General features: G+C 50.7%; 24 protein-coding genes. 6 read left to right on the top strand and 18 right to left on the bottom strand.

Annotated elements, in window-relative coordinates; translation table 11 throughout:
- Window positions 1-6: 6 nt before the first annotated feature.
- The 6 genes from QWY30_RS12725 to QWY30_RS12700 form a co-directional block, all read right to left on the bottom strand.
- Entirely contained in the window at window positions 7-906 is a 900-nt protein-coding gene (locus QWY30_RS12725) for an MBL fold metallo-hydrolase (RefSeq protein WP_290241604.1), read from the bottom strand.
- A 31-nt stretch (window positions 907-937) separates the two neighbouring features.
- On the bottom strand, window positions 938-1,663 hold the full coding sequence (locus QWY30_RS12720) for a DUF4286 family protein (protein WP_290241603.1): 726 nt from the start codon (window positions 1,661-1,663) through the stop codon (window positions 938-940).
- A gap of 15 nt (window positions 1,664-1,678) precedes the next feature.
- On the bottom strand, window positions 1,679-2,080 hold the full coding sequence (locus QWY30_RS12715) for a Zn-ribbon domain-containing OB-fold protein (protein WP_290241602.1): 402 nt from the start codon (window positions 2,078-2,080) through the stop codon (window positions 1,679-1,681).
- A 4-nt stretch (window positions 2,081-2,084) separates the two neighbouring features.
- Window positions 2,085-3,242 carry a thiolase family protein gene (locus QWY30_RS12710; RefSeq protein ID WP_290241601.1) on the bottom strand — a complete coding sequence of 386 codons (1,158 nt, stop codon included), beginning with the start codon at window positions 3,240-3,242 and terminating at the stop codon, window positions 2,085-2,087.
- A 136-nt stretch (window positions 3,243-3,378) separates the two neighbouring features.
- On the bottom strand, window positions 3,379-4,647 hold the full coding sequence (locus QWY30_RS12705; RefSeq protein WP_290241600.1) for a hypothetical protein: 1,269 nt from the start codon (window positions 4,645-4,647) through the stop codon (window positions 3,379-3,381).
- An 11-nt stretch (window positions 4,648-4,658) separates the two neighbouring features.
- Window positions 4,659-5,630: a Bug family tripartite tricarboxylate transporter substrate binding protein gene (locus QWY30_RS12700; protein WP_290241599.1), complete on the bottom strand. Its 972-nt coding sequence runs from the start codon at window positions 5,628-5,630 to the stop codon at window positions 4,659-4,661.
- A gap of 195 nt (window positions 5,631-5,825) precedes the next feature.
- Here QWY30_RS12700 and QWY30_RS12695 point away from each other — a divergent pair, with 195 nt between their 5' ends.
- Together QWY30_RS12695 and QWY30_RS12690 are read left to right on the top strand one after the other, a co-directional pair.
- A complete protein-coding gene (locus QWY30_RS12695; protein WP_290241598.1) occupies window positions 5,826-6,710 on the top strand; it encodes a LysR substrate-binding domain-containing protein in 885 nt (294 codons plus the stop codon).
- Window positions 6,711-6,816: 106 nt separating this feature from the next.
- Window positions 6,817-8,541, top strand: a complete 1,725-nt coding sequence (locus QWY30_RS12690; protein WP_290241597.1) for a thiamine pyrophosphate-dependent enzyme — start codon at window positions 6,817-6,819, stop codon at window positions 8,539-8,541.
- 44 nt (window positions 8,542-8,585) lie between these two features.
- On the opposite strand, the gene QWY30_RS12685 is transcribed toward QWY30_RS12690, so the two are convergent.
- Together QWY30_RS12685 and QWY30_RS12680 are read right to left on the bottom strand one after the other, a co-directional pair.
- Complete coding sequence (locus QWY30_RS12685) at window positions 8,586-8,960, bottom strand: RidA family protein (protein WP_290241596.1); 375 nt, start codon at window positions 8,958-8,960, stop codon at window positions 8,586-8,588.
- A 15-nt stretch (window positions 8,961-8,975) separates the two neighbouring features.
- A complete protein-coding gene (locus QWY30_RS12680) occupies window positions 8,976-9,875 on the bottom strand; it encodes a LysR family transcriptional regulator (RefSeq protein WP_290241595.1) in 900 nt (299 codons plus the stop codon).
- 116 nt (window positions 9,876-9,991) lie between these two features.
- Between QWY30_RS12680 and QWY30_RS12675 the strand changes: the two genes are divergently transcribed.
- On the top strand, window positions 9,992-10,411 hold the full coding sequence (locus QWY30_RS12675) for a DoxX family protein (protein WP_290241594.1): 420 nt from the start codon (window positions 9,992-9,994) through the stop codon (window positions 10,409-10,411).
- A 30-nt stretch (window positions 10,412-10,441) separates the two neighbouring features.
- A complete protein-coding gene (locus QWY30_RS12670; protein WP_290241593.1) occupies window positions 10,442-11,227 on the top strand; it encodes a DODA-type extradiol aromatic ring-opening family dioxygenase in 786 nt (261 codons plus the stop codon).
- A gap of 25 nt (window positions 11,228-11,252) precedes the next feature.
- Here the strand turns inward: QWY30_RS12670 and QWY30_RS12665 are convergent, their stop codons facing one another.
- The 4 genes from QWY30_RS12665 to QWY30_RS12650 all read right to left on the bottom strand — a co-directional run bounded on the left by QWY30_RS12665 (window position 11,253) and on the right by QWY30_RS12650 (window position 15,043).
- Window positions 11,253-12,224 carry a tripartite tricarboxylate transporter substrate binding protein gene (locus QWY30_RS12665; protein WP_290241592.1) on the bottom strand — a complete coding sequence of 324 codons (972 nt, stop codon included), beginning with the start codon at window positions 12,222-12,224 and terminating at the stop codon, window positions 11,253-11,255.
- 91 nt (window positions 12,225-12,315) lie between these two features.
- Complete coding sequence (locus tag QWY30_RS12660) at window positions 12,316-13,287, bottom strand: Bug family tripartite tricarboxylate transporter substrate binding protein (protein WP_290241591.1); 972 nt, start codon at window positions 13,285-13,287, stop codon at window positions 12,316-12,318.
- 29 nt (window positions 13,288-13,316) lie between these two features.
- The gene (locus QWY30_RS12655; RefSeq protein ID WP_290241590.1) at window positions 13,317-14,228 is read right to left on the bottom strand and encodes an amidohydrolase family protein; all 912 of its coding nucleotides are present in this window, start codon (window positions 14,226-14,228) and stop codon (window positions 13,317-13,319) included.
- Between the two features lie 17 nt (window positions 14,229-14,245).
- On the bottom strand, window positions 14,246-15,043 hold the full coding sequence (locus tag QWY30_RS12650; protein ID WP_290241589.1) for an SDR family NAD(P)-dependent oxidoreductase: 798 nt from the start codon (window positions 15,041-15,043) through the stop codon (window positions 14,246-14,248).
- A 119-nt stretch (window positions 15,044-15,162) separates the two neighbouring features.
- On the opposite strand from QWY30_RS12650, the gene QWY30_RS12645 reads away from it, so the two are divergent.
- Together QWY30_RS12645 and QWY30_RS12640 are read left to right on the top strand one after the other, a co-directional pair.
- Window positions 15,163-16,044, top strand: a complete 882-nt coding sequence (locus QWY30_RS12645; protein WP_290241588.1) for a LysR family transcriptional regulator — start codon at window positions 15,163-15,165, stop codon at window positions 16,042-16,044.
- A gap of 119 nt (window positions 16,045-16,163) precedes the next feature.
- A complete protein-coding gene (locus QWY30_RS12640; RefSeq protein ID WP_290241587.1) occupies window positions 16,164-16,985 on the top strand; it encodes an alpha/beta fold hydrolase in 822 nt (273 codons plus the stop codon).
- A 20-nt stretch (window positions 16,986-17,005) separates the two neighbouring features.
- Here the strand turns inward: QWY30_RS12640 and QWY30_RS12635 are convergent, their stop codons facing one another.
- The 6 genes from QWY30_RS12635 to QWY30_RS12610 are packed head-to-tail and all read right to left on the bottom strand — an operon-like array spanning window position 17,006 to window position 22,748.
- The gene (locus QWY30_RS12635) at window positions 17,006-18,259 is read right to left on the bottom strand and encodes an FAD-dependent oxidoreductase (protein WP_290241586.1); all 1,254 of its coding nucleotides are present in this window, start codon (window positions 18,257-18,259) and stop codon (window positions 17,006-17,008) included.
- A complete protein-coding gene (locus QWY30_RS12630; protein ID WP_290241585.1) occupies window positions 18,256-19,374 on the bottom strand; it encodes an acyl-CoA dehydrogenase family protein in 1,119 nt (372 codons plus the stop codon). Before QWY30_RS12630 ends, QWY30_RS12635 begins: the two co-directional genes overlap by 4 nt.
- A 14-nt stretch (window positions 19,375-19,388) precedes the next feature.
- On the bottom strand, window positions 19,389-19,940 hold the full coding sequence (locus QWY30_RS12625; RefSeq protein ID WP_290241584.1) for an OsmC family protein: 552 nt from the start codon (window positions 19,938-19,940) through the stop codon (window positions 19,389-19,391).
- Entirely contained in the window at window positions 19,937-20,692 is a 756-nt protein-coding gene (locus QWY30_RS12620; protein WP_290241582.1) for an ABC transporter permease, read from the bottom strand. Before QWY30_RS12620 ends, QWY30_RS12625 begins: the two co-directional genes overlap by 4 nt.
- Before the next feature lie 3 nt (window positions 20,693-20,695).
- Window positions 20,696-21,895, bottom strand: a complete 1,200-nt coding sequence (locus QWY30_RS12615; protein ID WP_290241580.1) for an ABC transporter substrate-binding protein — start codon at window positions 21,893-21,895, stop codon at window positions 20,696-20,698.
- Window positions 21,885-22,748, bottom strand: coding sequence for an ABC transporter ATP-binding protein (locus QWY30_RS12610; RefSeq protein WP_290241578.1), 864 nt, complete (start codon window positions 22,746-22,748; stop codon window positions 21,885-21,887). The genes QWY30_RS12615 and QWY30_RS12610 overlap by 11 nt, the downstream gene beginning before the upstream one ends.
- Window positions 22,749-22,833 lie beyond the last annotated feature (85 nt).

Below are 22,833 nucleotides of genomic sequence, written 5' to 3'. Positions count from 1 at the left end.
TATGTGCTATTCACCCCGGGCGTCTGGCTCAACGGGCTCGAAACGATAGCCCTTGACGCTGTCGCCCCGCACATAGCCGCAATGCGGCCAGCCGAAATGAACAGGCATGATCAAGGCGTTTCGCTCAGCTGCACGCTTGAGAAACAAAGCGCGTGTCGTACGCGCCTGCTCGGCATGGGCATCGATCCATGTATTGATGTGCGGCATGGCAATTTGTAACGGGCTATGCATGATATCGCCCGCAAAGATCGCTTCTTTGCCCTCTGAGCGGAGACGAAAGTGGAGTGAGCCTGGCGTATGTCCGGGCATGGCTTCAGCTTCGAGACAACCTGCCACCACATCCCCGTCACCGATCAGATCGATCAGACCCGCTTCGTACAAGGGCAGCACACTGTCCACGAAGGATCCGCTAATCACGCCCTTGTCACCTTTGAGATAGGCGGCATGGGCATTCTCGAAATCCACTTTAGGCATCAAATGTCGCGCATTGGGAAACATGGGAACCCATCGACCGTCATCCATCCGCGTCCCCCATCCCACATGATCAGGGTGAAAATGTGTGACGATGACATGGGTGACTGACTTGGGGTCTGCTCCCGCTGCAGCCAACCACAAGGGTGTCAATGTATTGAGCATATTCATGCGCTCGGATGCGCGCTTTTTATGATTGCCCACACCGAGATCAATCACAATCACTTTGTCATCGATATGCATCACCCAAAGCTGCATCGCGACGATAAAACGCTCGAGCCGAACGTTGTAGTGATGCGGTGCGAGCCACGACAAATGTGGCTTGATATCTTTTACATCCAATTCAGGAAAAACAAAATCTGCCGCGTGTGTGGGTCCACTGTACTCAAGAACGTTATAAATCTTGGCGCGTCCAACACTGCGTGAATAAATCATTTTTGTCCCCGTTCGTTTTTAATGTTTATGTTTAATCAACCTGCCTGTAGGTCAAGCGCCACTTTGTATCTCGCTTTTCCCATGATGGCGGACCCGATGAGAAAGAGTTTCCTGTGGGGTCTGCCGTCAATCTTGATTGCATGAAGGCCTGTGCACGCTGCTCATCAGCAATACCGTACATCGCGACATAGTTAGGCGAACCAGGAGCAGGGTGCATGAATTCACGCATACGTGCGTAGCGTGCGCCGCTGACAAAACCATATCCTGCCAACACTTCAGGAACGTGGATCTTGTTGTAAAAATCGTTAAATTGGGCAATTTCCGACGCATCAGATCCTGCGGCCTCACTCATCCCGACAAGATACATGTAAGGCGATGCGGAAACTTGAACAGTCGGCGGATTATTCAAAATATGGCGCCACATGAGTCGCCATTTTGTCTGGCGCTTTTGCCAGGCACTTGGTCCTTCGCTATATACCGGACGTCCACTAGCTGGCCCGTCATTTCGAGAGATATAGAGTAATGCTGCCTCTTCGCTCTCAATGTCATACGCCGCCAGAAAACGAGGGCCGCGAGGCCCACGAGGATCGTCTTGTGCGAGTTCGTAACGACGGCCACGCAAAAAACCTGGATTGCTTGCCAGGACCTCGGGCCGATGCACGTTGCTGTAAAAGCGATTGAAGTCAGCGACATCCGCAGCACTCGTGTCGGCGGGAATATCCATTCCCACCCAGTATGTAAACAATGCATCACTCATGACAGTTCCTTGCGCCTAGGCTAACTTGAACATTGGAATACCGGTACCATTTTCGCTTTGCTTAAAGGTCACCTGCACTTTCTGACCACAGCGAATCGTATCCAGATCGCAATCCACGATATTAGTCAGCATCGTAGGGCCTTCATCCAGGGTGACATAGGCGATCACATAAGGAACGGGTCCTGAGACGCGCGTGACGCTATAGCTATAGATGGTTCCCGAGCCCTTTGACTCTCTCCACTCTGTTTTGTCACTGAAGCAAAAAGGACAGAGTGCGCGTGGATAGTGGTGATACTGACCGCAATCATTGCAAAACTTCACCATCAACTTGCCCTGCGTGGCCGCTTCAAAAAAAGGCTCATCGCCGTAGTTGAATTTAGGATCAGAAATTTTTCTATCTTGATAGGGGGTGGCCATCGAATTATTCTCTTTCCATGATGAGTGTGGCACTGCCGTGACGCGTGCTAAGCGATCCGCCGGTTCCGTGTGCGAGGGCGAGGTCACAGTTCTTGACCTGTACGAGTGGATGCGCTTCGCCACGAAGTTGGCGGACAGCCTCGATAATCTTTGTGATGCCACCTCGATTGACAGGATGGTTGTTACACAACCCGCCACCGTCGGTGTTGAAGGGCAGCTTTCCGACTCCAGAGATCAGATTGCCGTCCATGACGAATTTGCCACCTTCGCCTTTTTTACAAAAGCCCAGATCTTCGAGTGTCATGATGACAGTGATCGTAAAGCTATCGTAAATGGAGGCATACTTGATGTCCTGGGGCGTCACACCTGCTTCTTCAAAAGCGATAGGCCCCGAACGCACGGCACCTGTGTAGGTGATATCGACCTTGCCGCCCATCTGCCCCTTCGGTGACTCACCTGCGCCAATGAGCTTGACCATCGGACGCTTGAGCCGCTTGGCGACTTCGGGACTGACAACAATGACCGCTCCACCACCATCGGTCACCACACAGCAATCCAAACGATGCAACGGATCCGAGATCATGGGTGACTTTAAAACGTCCTCGACTGTCACCACTTTTTTAAGATACGCATTTGGATTGTGCTGGGCATGATGCGAGGCTGCCACCTTGACCCAGGCAAGCTGTTCGCTCGTCGTGCCGAACTCGTACATATGCCGCATGGCGGCAAGCGCATACAAGTTAACCGTGACCGGTCCGTAGGGGATCTCAAATGGTGTGTCTGGAATACTTGCATCAAGCTCTCGCACGATCGTACCGGGTCGTCCAAATCCAGCGCAGGTGATCAGCGCAACGCTGCATTTACCTGCCGCGATCGCTTCTGCCGCATGCGCGACAAGGTAAAGATAGGACGAACCACCCGTATTCGTTGAGTCCGAGTGCCGTACAGTCAGCCCCATATAGTCGATCATATTGATGCCGCCTAGCCCGCCTGGGGCATCGGTCGAACAAAAATAACCATCAACATCATGGATTGTCAGTCCAGCATCCTCGAGAGCCCCTTTTGCACATTCCGCGTGCAGCTGGGCGAGTGATTTATTTTCTATTTTTCGTGCAGGGTGCTCGTAAATGCCACCGATGTAGGCTTTGCCGCGAATGCTCATGTGGTTGAAGTCTCATTATCATTTTTCGTTGAGACTTTTTATACCACGCGAGTATTTTTGCGTAAATCAAAATGAGCGAAGGTGTGTCTGTTACACAGCACACCTTCTTAGCAAACCCGTCGTTTATTTAAAGTACTTAGCGCGCAACAATGGAAGACACGTCAATTTCATACATCTGCCGCTGATGCTCATGAACCGAATCGATACAGACTTTTGTACCGTCCCGGTTCCATCTTGGGTGGAGATCGCAACGATTTTCCTTTTTCAACCCCGGATCGGCATAAAAACTACCTATGTCGATTTTTTTGTTTTCAATGACGTCAAACAGAAACAAAATCCGCTCGTGGGTCGAGTCATCCGGATAAGTGTCGCTCAATAACCAGCGCTTATTTGTAGGCGAAAAGCTCATATGTCCATTTTCGCTCAGAATATTTTTACCAATCACACTCACAGCACCCTCTTTGCTGTCGTGATAGAGATGGTAGTGAATAGACCCGCCGTGAGGCCCCCATACAACGATCCGCGCATCATCGCACCACAATGGATGTGAAATCTGATACTCGGACTTTTCATAATCGAAGGTGCCCACTGCATTGGGATCGAAGTTTTCAGCCAGCTGGGGCAAAGGATGATCCGAACACTCCAGCAATCGCATATCTGTCCCGTCGGGATTGATGGTGATCAATCGGTGCAGAAAACAAGTTTCGTCTTCGACCCTTTCAGTCCAGCGATGCAAGAACAAGATTCGCGAAGAAGCCGGATTGATTTCGATGTGACTGACCCAGTGAATCGCTTTTTGCATGGATTGGCGAGGCTCGAACTCACTCAGCGCCTTGTAGCTCACGAGTAAACGATATTCACCGGACAATAAGTCCATGTGATAGATGCCGTCGTCGGATGGACATTTTGGCACCTCAAACGGACCGCCCTTTTCGCTATATCCAATGGTTTCGTGCGTGATATACAACCTTCTGTAATCAACGCATAAACCATATTGACCATTTGGCGCCACCACATAAATGGGCAAGGGCAGATCCCGGTACACTCCAGTGTCAATATCGCGGATACGGCTGCCAAAACCAGGATACACACCATTGGAGTCCGCTTGACGGATGTTATAGATGATTTGGGTTTCAGAAAGCCCGTCTAACCATTGCAGCTGATTACCCATTTGCCAATTCCAGGCTAATGTGGTGTCAACAACATGAAAGCGATCACCTGCCTGGGTATCGAAAAATCCAACTTCAGCCTCAAGCTCTGGATGCAATCGAGCATCCATCATCGGCACCTGCAAAGCCAGCACTCGGCGATTACTTCGATCCCATGCAGTTTTGTTGTAATAACCAAAAAAATGATGGGCCGATCCGTCACCCAGACGACGGCAAGGGGGATATGCGTGCATCATGCTGCTCCTGATTAGTTGCCGGTCGTGATTTTCGCGGTCTCGATGACCTTGTCCCAGCGAGCGCGCTCTTTATCGATATACGCTTTCGCCTGCTCCGGTGTATTTCCAACAGGAGTCATTCCAAGCTTTTCCAGACCCTGGCGGAATTTGGGATCTGCATAGATCTTTTGTAAATCCTGATTGATTTTTAGAATGAGTGCGTCAGGCACATCTTTGCTTGCTGCCAAGGTGGTGAATGACATCACTTCGAGTCCGGGTAAGCCGGCCTCTTTGGCGGTAGGTACCTCGGGCAGCTGCGGCGAGCGCACATCTCCAGTCGTCGCCAGGGCCTTGAGCTTGCCGGCCTGGACGTTTGCGATCACGGTGGGGACATTTTCAAACAACAATTGAATCTGCCCGCCCATCAGATCATTCATGGCTGCAGAACTACCTTTGTATGGAATATGGATAATCGGTGCGCCCGATTCCATTTTGTAAAGTTCTCCGATCATATGCACTGACGAACCAATCCCGGCGGAACCAAAGTTGACGCTCTCAGGCTTGCCTTTCGCAAGCTTGGTCAAATCTTCCAGAGAGTTTGCGGCAAGACTGGGCGGCGCCACGACAACATGGGGCATTTGAGCCACGACCGTAATAGGCTTGAGGTCGATTCCTGGGTTGTACGGGAGTTTCGGGTAGACGCCATAGGTCGCATGCAAGCCGATTGAACCCAGCAACAAGGTATAACCATCAGCGCCCGAGTCAGCGACATATTTGCCTCCAATATGACCGCCAGCTCCAGCCTTGTTTTCTACGACGACGGGTTTCCCATACAGCTTGCCTAAATACTCGGCGATGAGTCGTCCTTGGATATCAGAGCTCCCACCCGCAGTGAAAGGCACGACGATTCTAAGTTGCTTGCTCGGATAATCCGCTTGCGCCTGAGCAGTTGCACCGAGAAAGGGCAGAACCATAGCAATCAAGGCCAAGCCCGAATTTTTCATCCATTTCGCACACATCGTCATATCAGAACCTTAAGTTTTTTTGATGAATTCTGACCCCTCTTCGCCTGGCGCCAGTTTCAATGAGTTTATGCACAGGGAACAATTCATAAAAATGCTATTTTTTCTGCTGACTATGCAGATTTGATATACATTGGATACTGCCTTTTCCCAACTGCTAATTGGACGCGAACCATTGTGAGCCGGCCTCTGAGTTTTCGACAAATTGCCGCTTTTCGAGCGGTCATGCTGACAGGCACGACAACGAGCGCCGCTCGCATGCTTCATACGACGCAACCTTCTGTAAGTCGACTCCTAGGACAAGTCCAGGCCGCAACGGGCCTGCGCCTTTTTGACATGCATCATGGTCGATTGCGTCCGACAACCGAAGCACACGAGTTGTTTGACACGATCCAAAGACACTTTTTAGGTTTGGAAAGTATTGAAACCAGGGTTGAAGCCATGCGCAGATCAGGCAGCGGCATTTTGCGTATCGCCTGCACGCCCGCGCTTGGATTGAGCGTGGTGCCGCGCGCGATGAGCCTGTTCTCCGTTAAATATCCGGATGTGCAGGTCAACCTTCAAACACTGGGAAGTCATTACCTCAGAGAAGGGTTGCTGCATGGTTTGTTTGATCTGGTTCTCAGCACAGTAGATTTGGATAGCCAGTCGTTTCAGTCTGAATGCATCCATCAAAGCTCTGCGGTTTGTGTGATGCATCCGGAGCACAAGCTTGTCGGCAAAAAAGCAATCAAACTTAAGGATTTAGAGGGCGTTCAACTACTCACTCTCGATACCGACGACGATCTTGCTATTTCATTACGCAACTTGATGACTAAAAATGACATCAAACCTGCGAGCCAATTTGAAACGACATACTCCGCCACCATTTGTGCGCTGGCCGCACAATCAAGAGGTATAGGCATCGTGAACGAATACATCGCAGGAGTATTCGCTGATCAAGTCGTCATTCGACCCTTTTTACCAAAACTCAAACTCGAAACTTTTCTTGCTTATCCTTCGCAGCGTGCGCCCTCACAACTCGCAGAATCTTTTGCAGCAATGATTAAAAAATCGTTTTAGCTTCATGCGAATTGAATCCATTTCTTTAACAAGTCTGATGAATCTGCTTTAAAACTGGCATACTGTATTTGTTATTCACAATTACCGTTCTGGTTGGGGTGCCGTCATGAGTAAAAACGCTGCGCAAGTCATCGTTGAGGTTCTGGAGTCGGCAGGTGTCCGCCACATCTATGGTGTGGTAGGCGACACACTTAACCATGTGACCGATGCGATCTCCAAGAGCAAAATCGAGTGGATCCACACCAGGCACGAAGAGGTGGGCGCCTTTGCCGCTGGCGCTGAATCCTACATGAGTGGTGTTCTTGCGGGTTGTGCCGGATCTTGTGGTCCCGGCAGCCTGCACTTGATTAATGGCGTCTACGAGGCCCACCGTAATCATGCACCACTCATCGTGATTGCCAGTCAGCTAGACACCATGAGTCTAGGTCTGGACATGCCGCAAGAAGTCGATTTTCAAAAGGTTTTTTCGGATTGCTCAGTCTTCTGCGAGCAAGTCTACAACGCCGAACAAGCGCGTCGCGTCGCGGTCCTGGCCTGCCAAGCAGCTATCAGTAAAAAAGGTCCCGCAGTCATTATTTTGCCAGTCGATATCAGCAGCACCGTGATCAAAGACAATGTGCCCTATTCCGTGCATTTCCCCAACCCAGTGCGTCGACCTTCGGACAGCGAACTTGCACAAACCGCAGCGATTCTCGCCGAAGGGAAAAAGATTGGGATTTACGCTGGCGCTGGCTGTCAAGGCGCGCACGACTTGCTGATTCAATTGGCAAAAAAATTAAAAGCACCAATCGCCCATACGTCTCGAGCCAAAGATTTTGTCGAGTACGACAACCCCTACAACGTTGGTATGACAGGTTTGCTCGGTGTGCACTCTGGCTTTCATATGATGACCGAGTGCGATACCTTGTTACTGCTGGGTGCTGATTTCGCCTGGGGTCAGTTTTATCCCAAACATGCCAAGATCGTTCAGATTGATCGCGACGGTTCTCGTCTGGGTCGCCGTCATCCCGTCACACTCGGCCTGGAGGGTGACGTGATTGCCTCGTTGGAGGCATTGCTTCCCATGGTGAAAGAACACACAGATGAAAGCTTCCTGAATGAGTGTCTCGAGCAACGCAAAAAAACCGAAGATACCCTACTGGCCGAAGAGCAGCCAGGTCGCGGCGATCTGATTCATCCCCAACACCTTGCCAGCCTTTTAAATAAGTATGCGGATGACGATGCATTATTTTCAGCAGACACGGGCACCGCGATGGTGTGGACACTCAGACACATCAAAACAAACGGTAAACGCCGCACCATGATCAGCCTGCGCCATGCGACCATGGCCAACGGAATGCCCATGGCTCTGGGATTGAAAAAAGCCTACCCTGATCGTCAAGTCATTTGCATGGCGGGAGACGGCGGACTCGCCATGCTGATGGGTGATCTGCTCACGATTCATCAGGAAAACCTACCCATCAAAATTGCTGTGCTCAATAATGGTGCCCTGAATTTTGTCGAGATGGAAATGAAAACCGAGGGCTTGCTGAATAACTATACAGATCTGAAAAATCCAAGTTTCGCGAAAATTGCCGAGGCGGTTGGATTGAAAGGATTTGAAGTCAAGCGCAGTGAAGACCTGGAACTAGCAGTACAAGACTTTTTGTCTCATCCCGGCCCTGCATTATTGGATGTGCACACGAATCGCTATGAACTTGTCATGCCGCCAACAGTCACCGCCCAAAACGTCGTGGGAATGGCGACCTATAGCGCAAAAGCTTTGTTAAGCGGCAGGATCAGCGATGTCAAAGACTTGATGAAAAACGCACTGCACGATCTGAAAAGATAGCGCCCGTCAGCAGTTGCGTTTTTCCCTGTTGAAACGCAACTGCATCAGGTCTTTTTCTCAACCACCAACTGGATTTCAACCATAAACCCATAATGCAGCTCCGGCACAGGAACGACTGCACGTGCGGGCTTATGGTCACCAAAAATATCCGCATAAATAGCATTGAACTCTGGCCAGTTCGATACGCCCACAATGTATGCCGTGCACTGAACCACGTCATTGAGCGTATTGTTTGTCGCTTTAAGAATATTCGCACAGTGTCTAAAGGAGGCGCGTACCTGACGTTCAAAACTGTCGGTTTCGCCTTCTGCGGGTTGACCTGGCAAGACACCAGAAACAAAGATCAAGCTGCCGGATTCAACAGCATGGCTGTAGTGACCTGCTGGTGCGGGTGTATGAGGAGACTGTATAAGTTTCATTTGATATTTAAAAATTTAAATTGATGGATGTAACCGTTCGGCCAGATACTCGACTAATAATCGCACTTTCGCCGACAAGTAACGTCGACTTGGATAGACAGCGAAAATCCCCAACTCTCCCGCTCGCCAATCAGGCATCAACTCGACCAATCGTCCCGCCTTGATATCCTCACCAATCAGAAAATCAGGCTGTAACACGATACCTTGATCCTGCAAGGCTGCAGCGCGGCATGTGTCTCCATTATTGGTTCGCATGACTGGGGCAATACGCACCGACACTTGCTGCTTCGCATCCGTTGAAGAAGTAAAAAACCACTGATCTCCAGAAGACAATAAACTGTACGCAAGGATGCGATGATGAACCAGATCACCCGGAATGTTTGGACCCGGATTCGCGCGCACATAGCCTGGCGAGGCGCACAAAACCATCCTGGTGCGACTCAAACGACGACTGACAAGTGTCGAAGACTCCAGTTTTCCAATACGGACAGCCATATCGTAGCCCTCTTCAACCAAGTCAACGACCCGATCTGACAACGTGACGTCCAAAGTCACCTCAGGATGCTCTTGCATAAAACCTGGCCACAGCGCAGCCAGGTGCGAGAGTCCATAGCTCACTGGAACATTCACACGCAATAAACCACGGGCTTGCGCGCTCCGATGACTCACGTCGTCCTCGGCCTCTTGCAGTTCGAACAATACGCTGCGGCAACGACCGACAAAAGTATCCCCTTCGGGAGTCAGCGAAAGTTTACGGGTCGTGCGGTGGAGCAATCGCACGCCCAAATTCTCTTCGAGCTCAGCGACCAGACGCGAGACCACCGCCTTGGAAATCTGCAAACGCTCGGCTGCACCAACAAAACTGCCGGCATCCACCACCGCCACAAAGGCACGCATTGCATCAAATTTATCCATTGTTTCTATTTTAAAGACAATTAATCATTTTTTACTATATTTATCTATTTAATAATCATCAATAGACTGTCATCTGTTTAGACATACCTCCTTTCATCAATTTCAATGGATTTTTTATGAACACCCCTCTCCAAAATGGTCTGACACTCCTGGGTCGTCTCGCGCTTGCGGCACTGTTTTTACCCGCCGGCTTATCAAAAATCAGTGGCTTTGAAGGCACAGTTGGCTACATCAACTCCGCAGGCCTTCCCCTGGCCTCCGTCGCAGCTGTGATTGCGATTTTGATTGAAGTCGGTGGTGGACTTGCCCTCATCACAGGTCTCTTTACCCGTCTGGCAGCCCTGGTGCTCGCAGGATTTACCGCCATTGCTTCCATGACCTTTCATGCTTACTGGGCAGTTCCTGCCGAGCAAGCATTCATGCAACAGCTGATGTTCTACAAAAACGTTGGAATTGTGGGGGGCTTGCTCGTCTTGGCCGCTCACGGCGCCGGCGCTTGGGCGCTTGGTGCAAAACGCAATCAGGCGACAGCTTAAATTCACGCACTCAAACAGCAGAAGACTTTTATGAACACGCCCCTCGCACCTGTGCTTTTCGTTTCGCATGGTTCACCAATGCTGGCGATCGAGCCCGGTGCAGTCGGCGCAAAGTTAGCTGAACTTGGTAATCACTGGGATGGCGTACGCGGAATCGTGGTGGTTTCGCCTCACTGGCAAACCAAGGGGCAAAAGATTGGTCATCATCCTCGACCAGAAACGATCCACGATTTCGGCGGGTTCCCCAGAGTGCTGTACACCCTAAACTATCCAGCAGCTGGCTCTCAGGATTTATCTTGGCGGGTTCAACGCTCGCTCGAGGCCGCAGGAATTCAAGCCGAGCTCGATGCAGAGCAAGGCCTGGATCACGGTGTTTGGGTTCCACTTTTACACTTGCGACCTCAAGCAGACATTCCGGTTATTCCAGTTTCCCTACCTGAAAACACAACACCTGAATCTGCGTTGGCATTGGGTCATGCACTGGCTTCACTCCGCGCAGAAGGCTTGGCCATTATCGGCTCAGGCAGCATGACGCATAACTTGTATGAGTTCCGGGGAGCTCAAAATGCGGCTCCAGAAACTTATGTCACTGAGTTTTCCGACTGGATTCGATCAGCCGTTCAAAAACGCGATCTCACAAAACTCCTGCATTATCGAGCACAAGCACCGCATGCGGTGAGAGCACATCCGACCGACGAGCACTTTTTACCACTCTTCGTGGCGTTCGGCGCAACTACGGATGTAGACTCTTTTCGAGTGCTTGAAACAGAAGTCCGCCATGGGATGTTATCGATGGAGTCTTATGTCTGGGGCTGAATTTGAATTGTTTTAAATGGGAAGCTTACTGAGGCGTGATGCCAATATCCTTGACAACTTTTCCCCAAATTTGAATTTCATTCGAAATTGATTCTCTAAATTCAGCAGCCGTCCCACCGGCGGGCTCTGCGCCATCAGCCTGTATCTTTTCACGCGCAGACGGTGTCTGAAGGATCTTGTTCACAACTGCGTTTAATTTGTCGACAACCTCGACAGGCATTCCTTTGGGACCGATCAGACCATACCAAAGGGTCGCTTCATAGTTGGGGAAACCGCTCTCAGCGATAGTGGGCACGTTCGGCAAGGCTTGAATACGATTGGGGGTGGTGACTGCCACGGCATTGATCTTTCCAGAACGCACGTGCGGTAATGCACTGGCTGTCGCAGCAAAATAAAGATCGACTTGATTCGCGATCAAATCCACCAAAGCGTTTCCACCTCCTTTGTATGGAATATGAGTCATCTTGATATCCGCTCGCTGATTAAATAACTCGTTCGCGAGATGAATCACACTCCCCTGACCTGAGGAAGCAAAGTTAATAGAACCGGGATTTTTTTTCGCTGCGGCAATCAACTCTGCCACCGTTTTGATCCCACTTTTGTTTGATGTGACGGCGAGCATCGGTCCCGCGCTCATTTTTACAATGGGCGTGATATCCCGCACGGGATCGAATTTGAGCTTGTAGAGACTGGGGTTGACGGTATAACTCGAAGAAATCAATGTCACTGTATAGCCGTCAGGTGCGGCGGCAAGGCCTGCTTCGACACCAATCAAACCGCCTGCGCCAGTCCGGTTTTCAACGACGACAGGCTGACCCAAAATATCGGCCATCTCTTTGGCCATATAGCGCGCCAACACATCAGCGCCACCACCGGGGACAAAAGTAACAATCATCCGGATTGGCTTGTCGGGATAGCTCGCGACAGCGGTCGAGCCAAACATCAAACCAAGTCCGATCAGACTACCTGAAATCAAAGTCGAAATTTTTTTAATCATCCATTGTCTCCGTGTATCTTGCTACATCGTCATTATTTATTTCATTGAATGTAGCATTAAGCACAACGGGTTCAAAGATGGCATCCAAATCCTAACGTTTAATCAGAATATTCGCCTCGCGCGCAACCTTGCCGACGACTGCGATTTCATCAGTAATGATTTTCTTGAACTCGTCTGGTGTATTGGGCTGCGTCTGGAAAGAAAGTTTTTCAAACTTGGCCAACACTGTTGGATCTTGAGTCGCCTTGTTCACTTCTCTGGATAAAGTCGAGACAATTTCTGGCGGTAAATTTGCTGGCCCCCAGAGTCCGTACCAAGATTTGATCTCAAATCCCGGCAATACGGTTTCGGAGACCGTGGGGACATCAGGCATGGTCCGCACACGCTCCTTGCTTGTAATGGCGAGAACTTTCATCCTCTTGCTTTCAATGAAAGGCGTTGCGCCGGGCAAGGGCGAAATCGCCGCGGTCACATGTCCGCCCATCACATCGGTCAGTTGAGGGCTTGCACCCTTGTAAGGGATGATCTCCATATTCAGCTTAAGCTCCCGAGTGAGGATCTCTTCTGAAAGGTGGCTCGTGGTGCCAAAGCCTGAAGTGGCCCAGGTATATTTATTTGGATTCGCTTGCGCTTGTGCGACCAACTCTTTCAGCGAATTGATCTTTTCATTTGCCGAAACAACGATTGCCAGGGGCACATAGCCCACCTGAGCAATCGGCGTGAAGTCCTTTTCAGCGTCATATGTCTTACCTTCCATCACAAGAGGCAAATACACTTGCGCGGAAGCATTAAACAAAAGGGTGTAACCATCAGGCTTAGCTTTAGCGACCTCAAGTGAGCCAATCAACCCAGAAGCACCCGGCTTATTTTCAATCACAATCGGCTGACCGAGCTGCTTTTGCAACTGATCGGCCACGATACGAGCGGTCGTATCGATTGATCCACCCGGCGTGTACGGGACAATCAATCGAATTGATCGTACAGGATATGTTTGTGCAATCACGGGTCCCGCTAGTGCTGAAGTCAATACAGCAACCATCGCGCTCAAAATTATTTTTTTCATAAATGTCTCTCGTTCACTCGTTTATTAGTCTATGAAACTTGACTGGAAAAGCGATAAAGTCTCTGCGGATTCAACACAAGTACTTGTTCTAAAAGTTTTGGATCCGGAGCCATGCGCGTCAACGCATCCACCAAGATACCGTCATCTGGAATATGCGTGTGATTTGGATGCGGCCAATCCGTCCCCCATACACACTGCTCTGGATAGCGTTCGACAAGACTTCGGGCAATGGCGATCCCGGATGCGTATGGATTTTCGATAAATGCTTGTGCGTCGATACGGTCTATACCACTTACCTTGACATTGAATAATTTATTTTCAAGTAAACGAAAGAGGACTTGAATATCTTCATGATCGTTTCCTTTCCTCGCATCGACTCGTCCCATATGATCAATCACGACAGGTACCTGACTTTTTGCAAGCAATGGTCCGAGATCGTGAATCAGTGAACTTTCGAAATGAACCTGCAGATGCATGCCCACCGCTTTTAACCGAGGCGTCATATCAATGACTTGCTGGATCGAGGCATCATTCAATAAATGACGCATAAAGTTGAATCGAACGCCTCTGAACCCCACATCCGCCAGTCTGTGCAGCTCCTTGTCAGTGACTGTTGCCGGTACGAGCGCTACACCGAGATAAGCTCCCTTTCCCGCGAGAATCGCATCCTCAACCACGCTATTGTCGAATCCGTGGATGACAGACTGCACAATCACGCACCTTTCGATACCCAACTGTTTATGCAAAGCAAAGAGTTTTTCTTTCGGTGCTTCGACTGGGGTGATCTTCCGATCGGTTGAATACGGAAATCGACCGGTAGGTCCAAACACATGCACATGACTATCACATGCAAATCTTGGCAATTTAATTCCAGGTGAGCTCGGCGACTCCAAGTATGTTCGAATCGGTATCTGCGCCTCTTGGTTGGTTGTTGCTGTCATTGTCTTCTCGCTATACATTAATCGCAACGTGCGGTCATCCCGCCATCGACAACAATTTCAGTTCCCGTAATGAATCGGGCATCGTCACTCGCAAGAAATAATGCCGCACTTGCCGAGTCACGTCCATCTCCCATGAAACCAAGCGGGATTCGTTTGAGTCTCTGCGCCAGCAATACATCTACATCGCCCCCCGAACGCTGTTTCGCGAGCCTGACCTCAACCATAGGCGTATGTAGTTGACCCGGCACAACAGTGTTCACCCGAATACCAGAACTCGCGTACTGGACAGCCATGACTTTTGACATTTGAATCACGCCAGCCTTGGATGCCGCGTAAGCAACCTGGGCGCTTCCAGTCCACCGCATACCCGATGTGGATGCCATATTGACAATCGCGCCACTGTTTTTAGCCATCATGATCGGCAGTACGAATTTTGATGTCAGAAATACGCTCTTAAGATTGACCGCCATCTGCCGGTCCCAAGACTCCTCCGTCATTTCTGTCGGTCCTCCCGCAGCCGATCCTCCAACGTTGTTGATTAATATATCAACCGTTCCGTATGTATCGATACATGCCTTCACCATGGCCTCGACGCTCGCCGCATTTGTCACATCGCATATATGCGTTTGAATTGACGGTGCGGCATGGCCAGCACGCGCCAGTGTTTCTGCCAAAGTTGCCTCGTCACGGTCCACCGCAAATACGCGAGCGCCCTCTTCTGCGAGCCTGACTGCCATCGCACGACCATTTCCCCACCCCTCTCCGACACAACCAGCACCAGTGACAATGGCGACTTTCTGATGAAACCTGTTCATGAATACCCTAATCCTTTTTAATCTTGCACTCAAACGACTGCTATGACATGCCATCAGTTTCGGCATAATGACCCATCATGTAAACTACATAGCTCCTATATCAGCTATACGATTACGCTATGGATCTGAAACAGCTTGAATACTTTATTGCTGTGGTGGAAAAAGGCAGCTTTAGCAAAGCAGCTATTTTTTTAAATCTTGCGCAACCCAGCATCAGCCGTAAAGTCGCCTTGTTGGAGGAGGAGTTAGGTCAAAGGCTGCTGGAGAGAACCGGGCGTGGGGTCAAAACCACCGACGCAGGTCAGACTTTGCTCGCGCATGCAAAACTGATGCTCGATACCGCAGCGACCGCGGCATTTCAGATCAAGGAAATGAGCACCGCAGTTTCCGGAAAAGTCGTGGTTGGTTTACCGCATCGTGTCGCCGAAGGCCTGTGTGTACCTTTAGTGCAAGAATTCAGAAAACGCATGCCACATGCCATGATTTCTGTTGTGGAGGGACTGAGCGTTTCTCTTCGCGAAGGTCTCATTAACGGGCGCATCGATCTTGCCGTACTCTTCGATCCACCACCCACGCCCTTGCTATCTTATGAAAAAATGATGCGCGAACGCTTGATCTTGATTGCACCGGACCAATATCAGCTAAAAAATCAGGTCAGCCTCGCAGAGCTGGCCCACTTTCCGATGATTTTGCCAGGGCAGCCCAATCCAATCAGAAATCTGGTGGATGCAGTGTTACTTCCACAAAATATTAGTTTGAATGTCATCGCCGAGGTAGGTGCTGTATACACGGCGCTCAAACTTGTTGAAAACGGTGTGGGCTGTTCGATTTTGCCTGAAAGCGCCTTGAAGCATAAACACAATCCAAACATCAAATACGCACAGATTGGTCCTCCAGCCATGCGCAACCTGTTAGTACTCGCCACGCCCAAATCTCGTCCGATCAACAGGCTGCATCAGGAAACCGCAAAACTATTGAGAGAACTGGACTTTCGCGCCTGAGTATTGCTCAAGACCCCTTTGTTATAGCACTCGCCTATACCTGTTATAGACAAGATGTCCTTCACGGTTTAAAAGAAAAGCGTGAAACTTTAATTTTCTGATTCGAAGAAGAACCAAGCATGACATTCTCCACCCGATCGGTCACCTATCAGTCGCCAAAAGATCAACAAGCCATCACGATTGAATATAGTGACCAGGGATCTGGTCGCATCATCGTCATGCTGCCTTCCCTTGCACGCTCAGGCAGAGATTACGATGAAGTTGCAGAACTCTTAGCCAATAAAGGCTTTCGCGTCATTCGTCCTGAACCACGGGGCATAAGAGGGAGTACCGGACCAATGAAGGATCTGGACCTTCACGATTTTGCAGCGGATGTTGCAGCCGTCCTGGATCAGGAAAAAACCGGGCCAATCGTCGTGGTCGGACACGCATGGGGCAGTCAACCGGCACGCATGCTGGCTGCAGATCGACCTGATCTGGTATGTGGTGTGGTCATGGCTGCCGCCTCAGCGGGAAAACTTCCTCCCGGATCCACAGAAAAGCCCTACAGCCGCTTGCGTGCAGAAATCGACGGTGCAGGCAACCCTGAGTTGTCAACCGAAGTCAGACTTGAAAATCTCAGAAAAGCATTTTTTGCTCCGGGCAGTGATCCCAGTGTCTGGCTGGATGGCTGGTACCAAGAAGCGCATCATGCGCAGAGCCATGCGCGCATATTCACCAACATCGATGAATATTTTTCTGCCGGTGAAGTCGTCCCGATTCTGGACTTACAGGCTGAGTTTGATGCCGTTGTCGTACCAAACGTGATGAAGCCATATCTCGGGGATCGTGTCACGGTGCAGGTGATTAAAAATGCTGGTCACTCCATGGCACCCGAACAACCTGTCGCGATGAGTCAGGCCATTGCAGACTTTGCCAGCAAAGTCTATTCGTCACACTGATGCGCCTGCGTTCGTGACTATTAGATCGTCATCGGTAACGAAGTCGTCTTGATCCGTACAGGTACACGCTGATTCGCGTAAGGGATCAACGTGTCTCCAATAATCTGACTCGCAATGGTCGTGGCTTGTCGTGCGATCGGTTCAATATAGCGGCATGTTTCCCCACCGATCGAGACACAATCACCGAGAGCATAAATATCTGAGACGCTTGCCTCAAGAGAAACAGGATCCACAACAATGCCGTTGTTCCACGCCAGACCTGCACTGCGAGCCAGGCGATCACACGTTTTTAAACCGGCTGCCACAACGATCGTATCCACGCATAACGTTTGGCCGTCACTCATCTTGACGTTCAAGTCGCCCGATAGAGATTTTTTAACCTCTGATACTTGGGTATTACCAAAGAACTGGATTGGCAAACATTCCCAGGCTTTCAACAACGCCTCAGAGCGCTGAGACTCAGTCAACAAACGCTCAAGCGGTCTGCGCGCGACATCAATCAGCGTGACCGAATGCCCACCCAAAGCCAGATCATTAGAGAGCTCTGAACCAATGAGTCCTGCTCCGATCACCAGCACACGGCTCGAATGGGCACCCAATGACTCGCGAAATCGGACATACTGACTCAAATGATTGATGCGCCAGCAATACTCGGCAGGCAAGTGCTCGGGCAAGACAGACTGAGCGCCCTGGGCAATGATCAGCTGTTTATAGTGCACACTGCCCAGTGTTGTCCGGACAATATGTCTGGATGGATTCACACTAATAGCCATTGTCTTGGAAAAAAGTGAAACGTTGAATCTTTTTGCTGCATCCATACCCGTTTCCTTGACCAATTCAGACAAGGAAAAATTTCGTGCCATCGCAACAGATAAAAGCGGTTTATCGTATCGATTGGCTTCGCATTGAGAAATCATCGCGATTGAATGCTTCTCTGACAAGCTACGCAATGATTCAACAGCCTTCCAGGCAGCAGTGCCGCCCCCTACGATCACAACATCAAAATGACGAACATTCGATCTGACACCAGGACGAGAGCCCTTTACAAAACTGATTTCAAGACGCTTTTTTGATTCGGATGGAAGGGTCTGTCGTTGCTCCACCAACACGAAATCCGCTTTGGTCACTCCGCATATCGGGCAGTACCAATCCTCGGGAATATCCTCGAAACGCGTACCTGGCGCCAAGCCGCTATCCACATCGCCGTCACGCTCACGATAAACATAGCCACAGGCATGACAGAGATATTCTCTCCAGGCTTCTTGCGTACTCATGCCGGCATCGTCTCCTGACTCAGTCTGGCCATTTCACTGCGCAAATGCTTGATCGCAGGTGTGACAATCGCGACGAAATGAGATTCACGCACACGACGCTGTACTTCAGAGCTCATGAGATAGCCCCGCGCGCCCTGATGCAACAACGCAGACTGCGCAGCCCTGAGGCTCAATTCCGCACCATGGGCGCGCGCATCCAGGACTTGAATGAAAAATGCGTCACTGTCGTCATAAGGGGTCTCTGCAAGCCGCATGATTCGAGCCAACAATTCATCGAGCTCACTCTGCAAGTCCTGCGGTCTATCTTCAAGATAACAGTTCACATGTCCCAGTTGATCTTCAACCGCCCACATCGAGTCAATCGCACCTTGTATGACTCCAGCCGCCATGCCACACTGCAACATGACAAATGCTGCTCTGATTTTTTTAATCAAGGGTCTGGCGGGGTCTGCGATCACGTCATCCGGGGACACAAAACAGTCATTGAGATGCAATGCATAAGTCCCTGTGCCCTCCATCCCGGAAAAGCTGGGACACTCTCTCAGGGTCACACCTGCGGCATCGCAGCGAAGCAAGAACATCAGCTCGCGTGATCCACTTTCATCCGCGATTGAAGCAATCGCGCCACAATAATGGTCAGGTCCGAGGTTGCTGACCCAAGGCAAGCTTCCTGTCACCCTGTACCCGCCATCGGCAGGTACAGCCTTGAGCATGAAGGATTCAATCTTGGCGTAGGTTTTCATCGGATTCGATAATGCCGTGCCACCCAGGCGCTCACCTGAAACATGCGACAAAAGCGGCGCACCCTGCAGTACAGTCGATGAAGCCTCTTGCATGTAAAGACCGCAAACCGCCTGACACCACATCATGAAACCCGTCGAGCCACAGACACGAGCCACTTCTGCAATCGACTGTATCGCCAAACCAAAGTCATTGAAACCGTGAGGAGCTCTAAGATGCGCACTCATCCCACCTGCGGCCGCGAGCTGACGCAGAACAGCCTCCGGATAGAGGCCCTGTTGGTCAATAGCCTGCACGGATTGCGCCAATTCATTCTGCGCGATCGTACGCACCATCCCAATTAAAGATTCTTTGCCTGCCTCGAACGGTTTCATGTCAATGTCTCTGACTAAGCGGTCGTGATTTCAAAGGGAATCGGATTGCGAATACTGTTCGCCACAGGTGAGTAATAATTGGCATGCTTGACGATTTCATCGAGAACTTCCTGCGAAGCATCGCCCTCTACATTGACCTTGACGCGTACGGCCTGAAAGCCCATCTGTGCAGGCTGTTTGTCCAAGGCGCCTCCGGCACCCCACGCGGCTGAATTACCAATATCACCCTCCAGAAAAATCTCAAGCTTCGTGAGCTTGACTTGTTTCCAGGTGGCGACTGCCTGTATACCTACCGCCAAGCAACCACCTAAACCCGAGAGGACGATTTCGCCCGGTGCTGGCGCTGTATTTTGACCAAACAAATGCAAAGGCTCGTCGACAATCACAGGCTCATGATCACCCACATAGTTCAAAGATCTGTACTGACCCTCCAGAACGGTATGAACTTTGTTGGTTCCCTTTGAGGCGGGATTTGCTCGCCCTTTTTCAGCAAATGCGGCGAGACCGGCTGCATCGATCGGACGCAGATAAACGTTCACTGTTTCTGCTTGCTGTGTATTGCTCATGCCTTGCTCCATAATTGACAAACTTCTCTGAAAATCCAGTCGAGAATAAATCCGAGTATTCCGATCAAAACGATCGTCGCCATCAATTCGTGATACGCCAGTCGATCTCGCGTATCCAGAATGAAATATCCCAAGCCCGCTGTGACGCCGAGCATTTCACACGGCACCAACACGATCCACACAATTCCAATCGCCAAACGTGCGCCGGTCAGTACATGACCGAGCACGCCAGGCAAGATCACTCCGCGCAAAGTTTCCCATTTCGTCGCGGCCAAACTCTTGGAGAGTTGCAACCAACGTGGATCAAGAGCGCGCACGCCAGCGATCGTATTGAGCATGATTGGCCACACTGCGGCAAAAGCCAATAGAAAATAAACAGGTTGATTCCCCACACCAAAGGCAATGACAGCAATCGGCATCCATGACAGAGGCGAGACCATACGTAAAAACTGAAATGCCGGAGAGAACGTCGCGTTCAGACGCGCAGATCCTCCCAGCAACAGTCCCAACGGCACACCGATGACTAAAGCAAATCCAAGACCGACAAATACACGCTGCAAACTGACACCGATATGCGTCCAGATCTCTGCTCCGCCAAGCATCTCAACCAGCGTGATCAAAGCAGGACCGGGCGCGAACCTGCGCACCATACCCGTGCCCTCTGAAAACGGGACAGTCAAGAGCCACCATAAGGCAACCAGTAAGATCAAGCCAGATATGCCACGCAATGCATGGATGGATTTCAGACTCACTGCTTAAGCCTTTGTCAGGTCGATTGTTTCTTGGCGCGAATAAGATCCCTCGACACCGAATTTCTTTAATCCGCCGACTGCTTCGATGGATTTTTTGACAAAACGGTCATCCACCAGATCTTTCGCCGCAAACACTGGGTCTAGATCAGTTAAAAAACCGCGCTCTGCCTCGACGGCTGTATTTTTCAAGCGTGTCACCAGCTCTTCTGTGTAACTTGGATAGGGGTAGGGCTGAAATCCAATCCTTTCTTCCTTCCAGTCACTGTGACGGATAGCGCGCGAGGCCAGATAACTTTGTGTGTCACTGGCAGGCGGTGCGAGAACTTTGGTGAGTGCAGCCAAGCCGTGGGGTGTATATTGTTTGCCGCTTTCACGTGCCAGTATTTTTGCGGCCTCGGCTCTGTTTTCCAAAATCCAGAGCTGTGCGCGTACGATCGCATCAACAACACCCTGAGACCACTGAGGACGACCATTTAAATCACGCTCGTGCATGAACACTGTGCAACATGCGTGATTGCGCCAGACATCACCTGTAAAGCGCAACACTTTACCCACGCCCATCAATTCTGCCGCGGCATTGAATGGCTCCGCCACGATATAACCGGAAATACTTCCGGCAGAAAGTGCAGGCAACATGTCCGAAGGCGGCATCACCACCAGGCTGACTTCGTCTGCCTCGACCTTGCCGACACGTCGCGCAACAGGTTTGAGCCCCTCAGCGCGCAGCATGTCCTGGAGCACGATGTTATGAATCGAATACCAGAACGGAATGGCAACTGTCGTGCCGCCCAAGTCTTTTAATTGATTAATCTTTGGTGCCACAGTCAATGCCGAACCATTGATATGGTTCCAGGCGACGACTTTGGCGGGAACCTTGCTGCCAAAACGCGCCCATACTGTCATTGGTGACAACAGATGCACGACGTTTGTTTGCCCGGCAATGAAAGACTCCGCCAACTGCGCCCAGCTTCGGAACAATGTTGGCTTTTCGACCTTGACACCTGCGTCCTGAAAATAGCCATTGTGATGGGCGATCAGTAAAGGCGCGGCATCAGTGATCGGCAGATAACCAATCTTGACTGGCTGATCCGGGTTGCTCTGCGCAACCGCATTCGCCGCCGACAGCAAAGGCGCTGCGCCTGCGACAGTAAACAGACTCGCGAGTTTAAGCAGATCGCGACGTGTGGTGTATTCAGTGCACATTCGAGAGTTCCTGATGCGGGTACGCGTGACGCAATATGTTGAAATCAAATGCCGGCGGTTGCGATGTCCTCTTACCCTCGATTGATCCACGCAAAGCTTGCAGAATCTCCACCCGTGTTGCCTGAAGCATCGGGTCAAGCAAGTCTCTTGATTGAGAGCGTCCAAGCGTCCACTGACCAAACACATGCGCAGGCGACCCGCCCAGCAATACGATTCGGTCTGATACAAGCAGGGCTTCATCAATATCATGCGTGATCAGCACAGCTGCCGTGCCAAAGTCATCCCGTACGCGCAAGAGCAATTGCTGCATCGATTCACGTGTGACTTCATCCAGAGCGCCAAAAGGTTCATCCAGCAGCAGCACCGACGGCTGCCGAGCGATGCACCGCGCAAGCGCCGTGCGTTGTGCCATGCCTCCGGATAACGCCTTCGGGTAAAGCTCGCGCGCATGCTCAAGTCCTACTTCACGGATCGCCAAATCAACGCGTGCTTGACGCTCTTTGGCACTGAGCTTGGGCTGATGCTTGAAATCCAATCCAAACGCCACGTTTTGTTCCAGCGTCAGCCAAGGTAGCAAGCTCGGGTCTTGAAATGCCATGGCGACACGAGGATGCGCACCCGTCACTTCCTCATCACCTGCGAATACCCGACCTCCATTCGAAGGCTGCAGTCCCGCAAATACACGTAACAGACTCGATTTGCCGATACCGCTTGGCCCGAGCACCGTCACAATTTCACCCGCCTCGACAGCGAGGGAAAAGTCAGCAATGAGCGGACGACCCGCGCCATAAGCCAGGCCCACATTGTGTGCGCTCAGTACTAACTTTGAGTAATTTGTATATAAGCTATTCATAACCAAACAGTATTAAGATGTAACCAAATCGTATCCAAAAGGCATAAAGCCTCAAACGATTGTTTTCTTATTTACATATGGAAAA

It is taken from the genome of Zwartia panacis, from assembly GCF_030410395.1.
Lineage (GTDB): Bacteria > Pseudomonadota > Gammaproteobacteria > Burkholderiales > Burkholderiaceae_B > Zwartia > Zwartia panacis.
The sequence above is the reverse complement of the archived record's forward strand: the minus strand, read 5'-3'. Positions and strand labels throughout refer to the sequence as shown.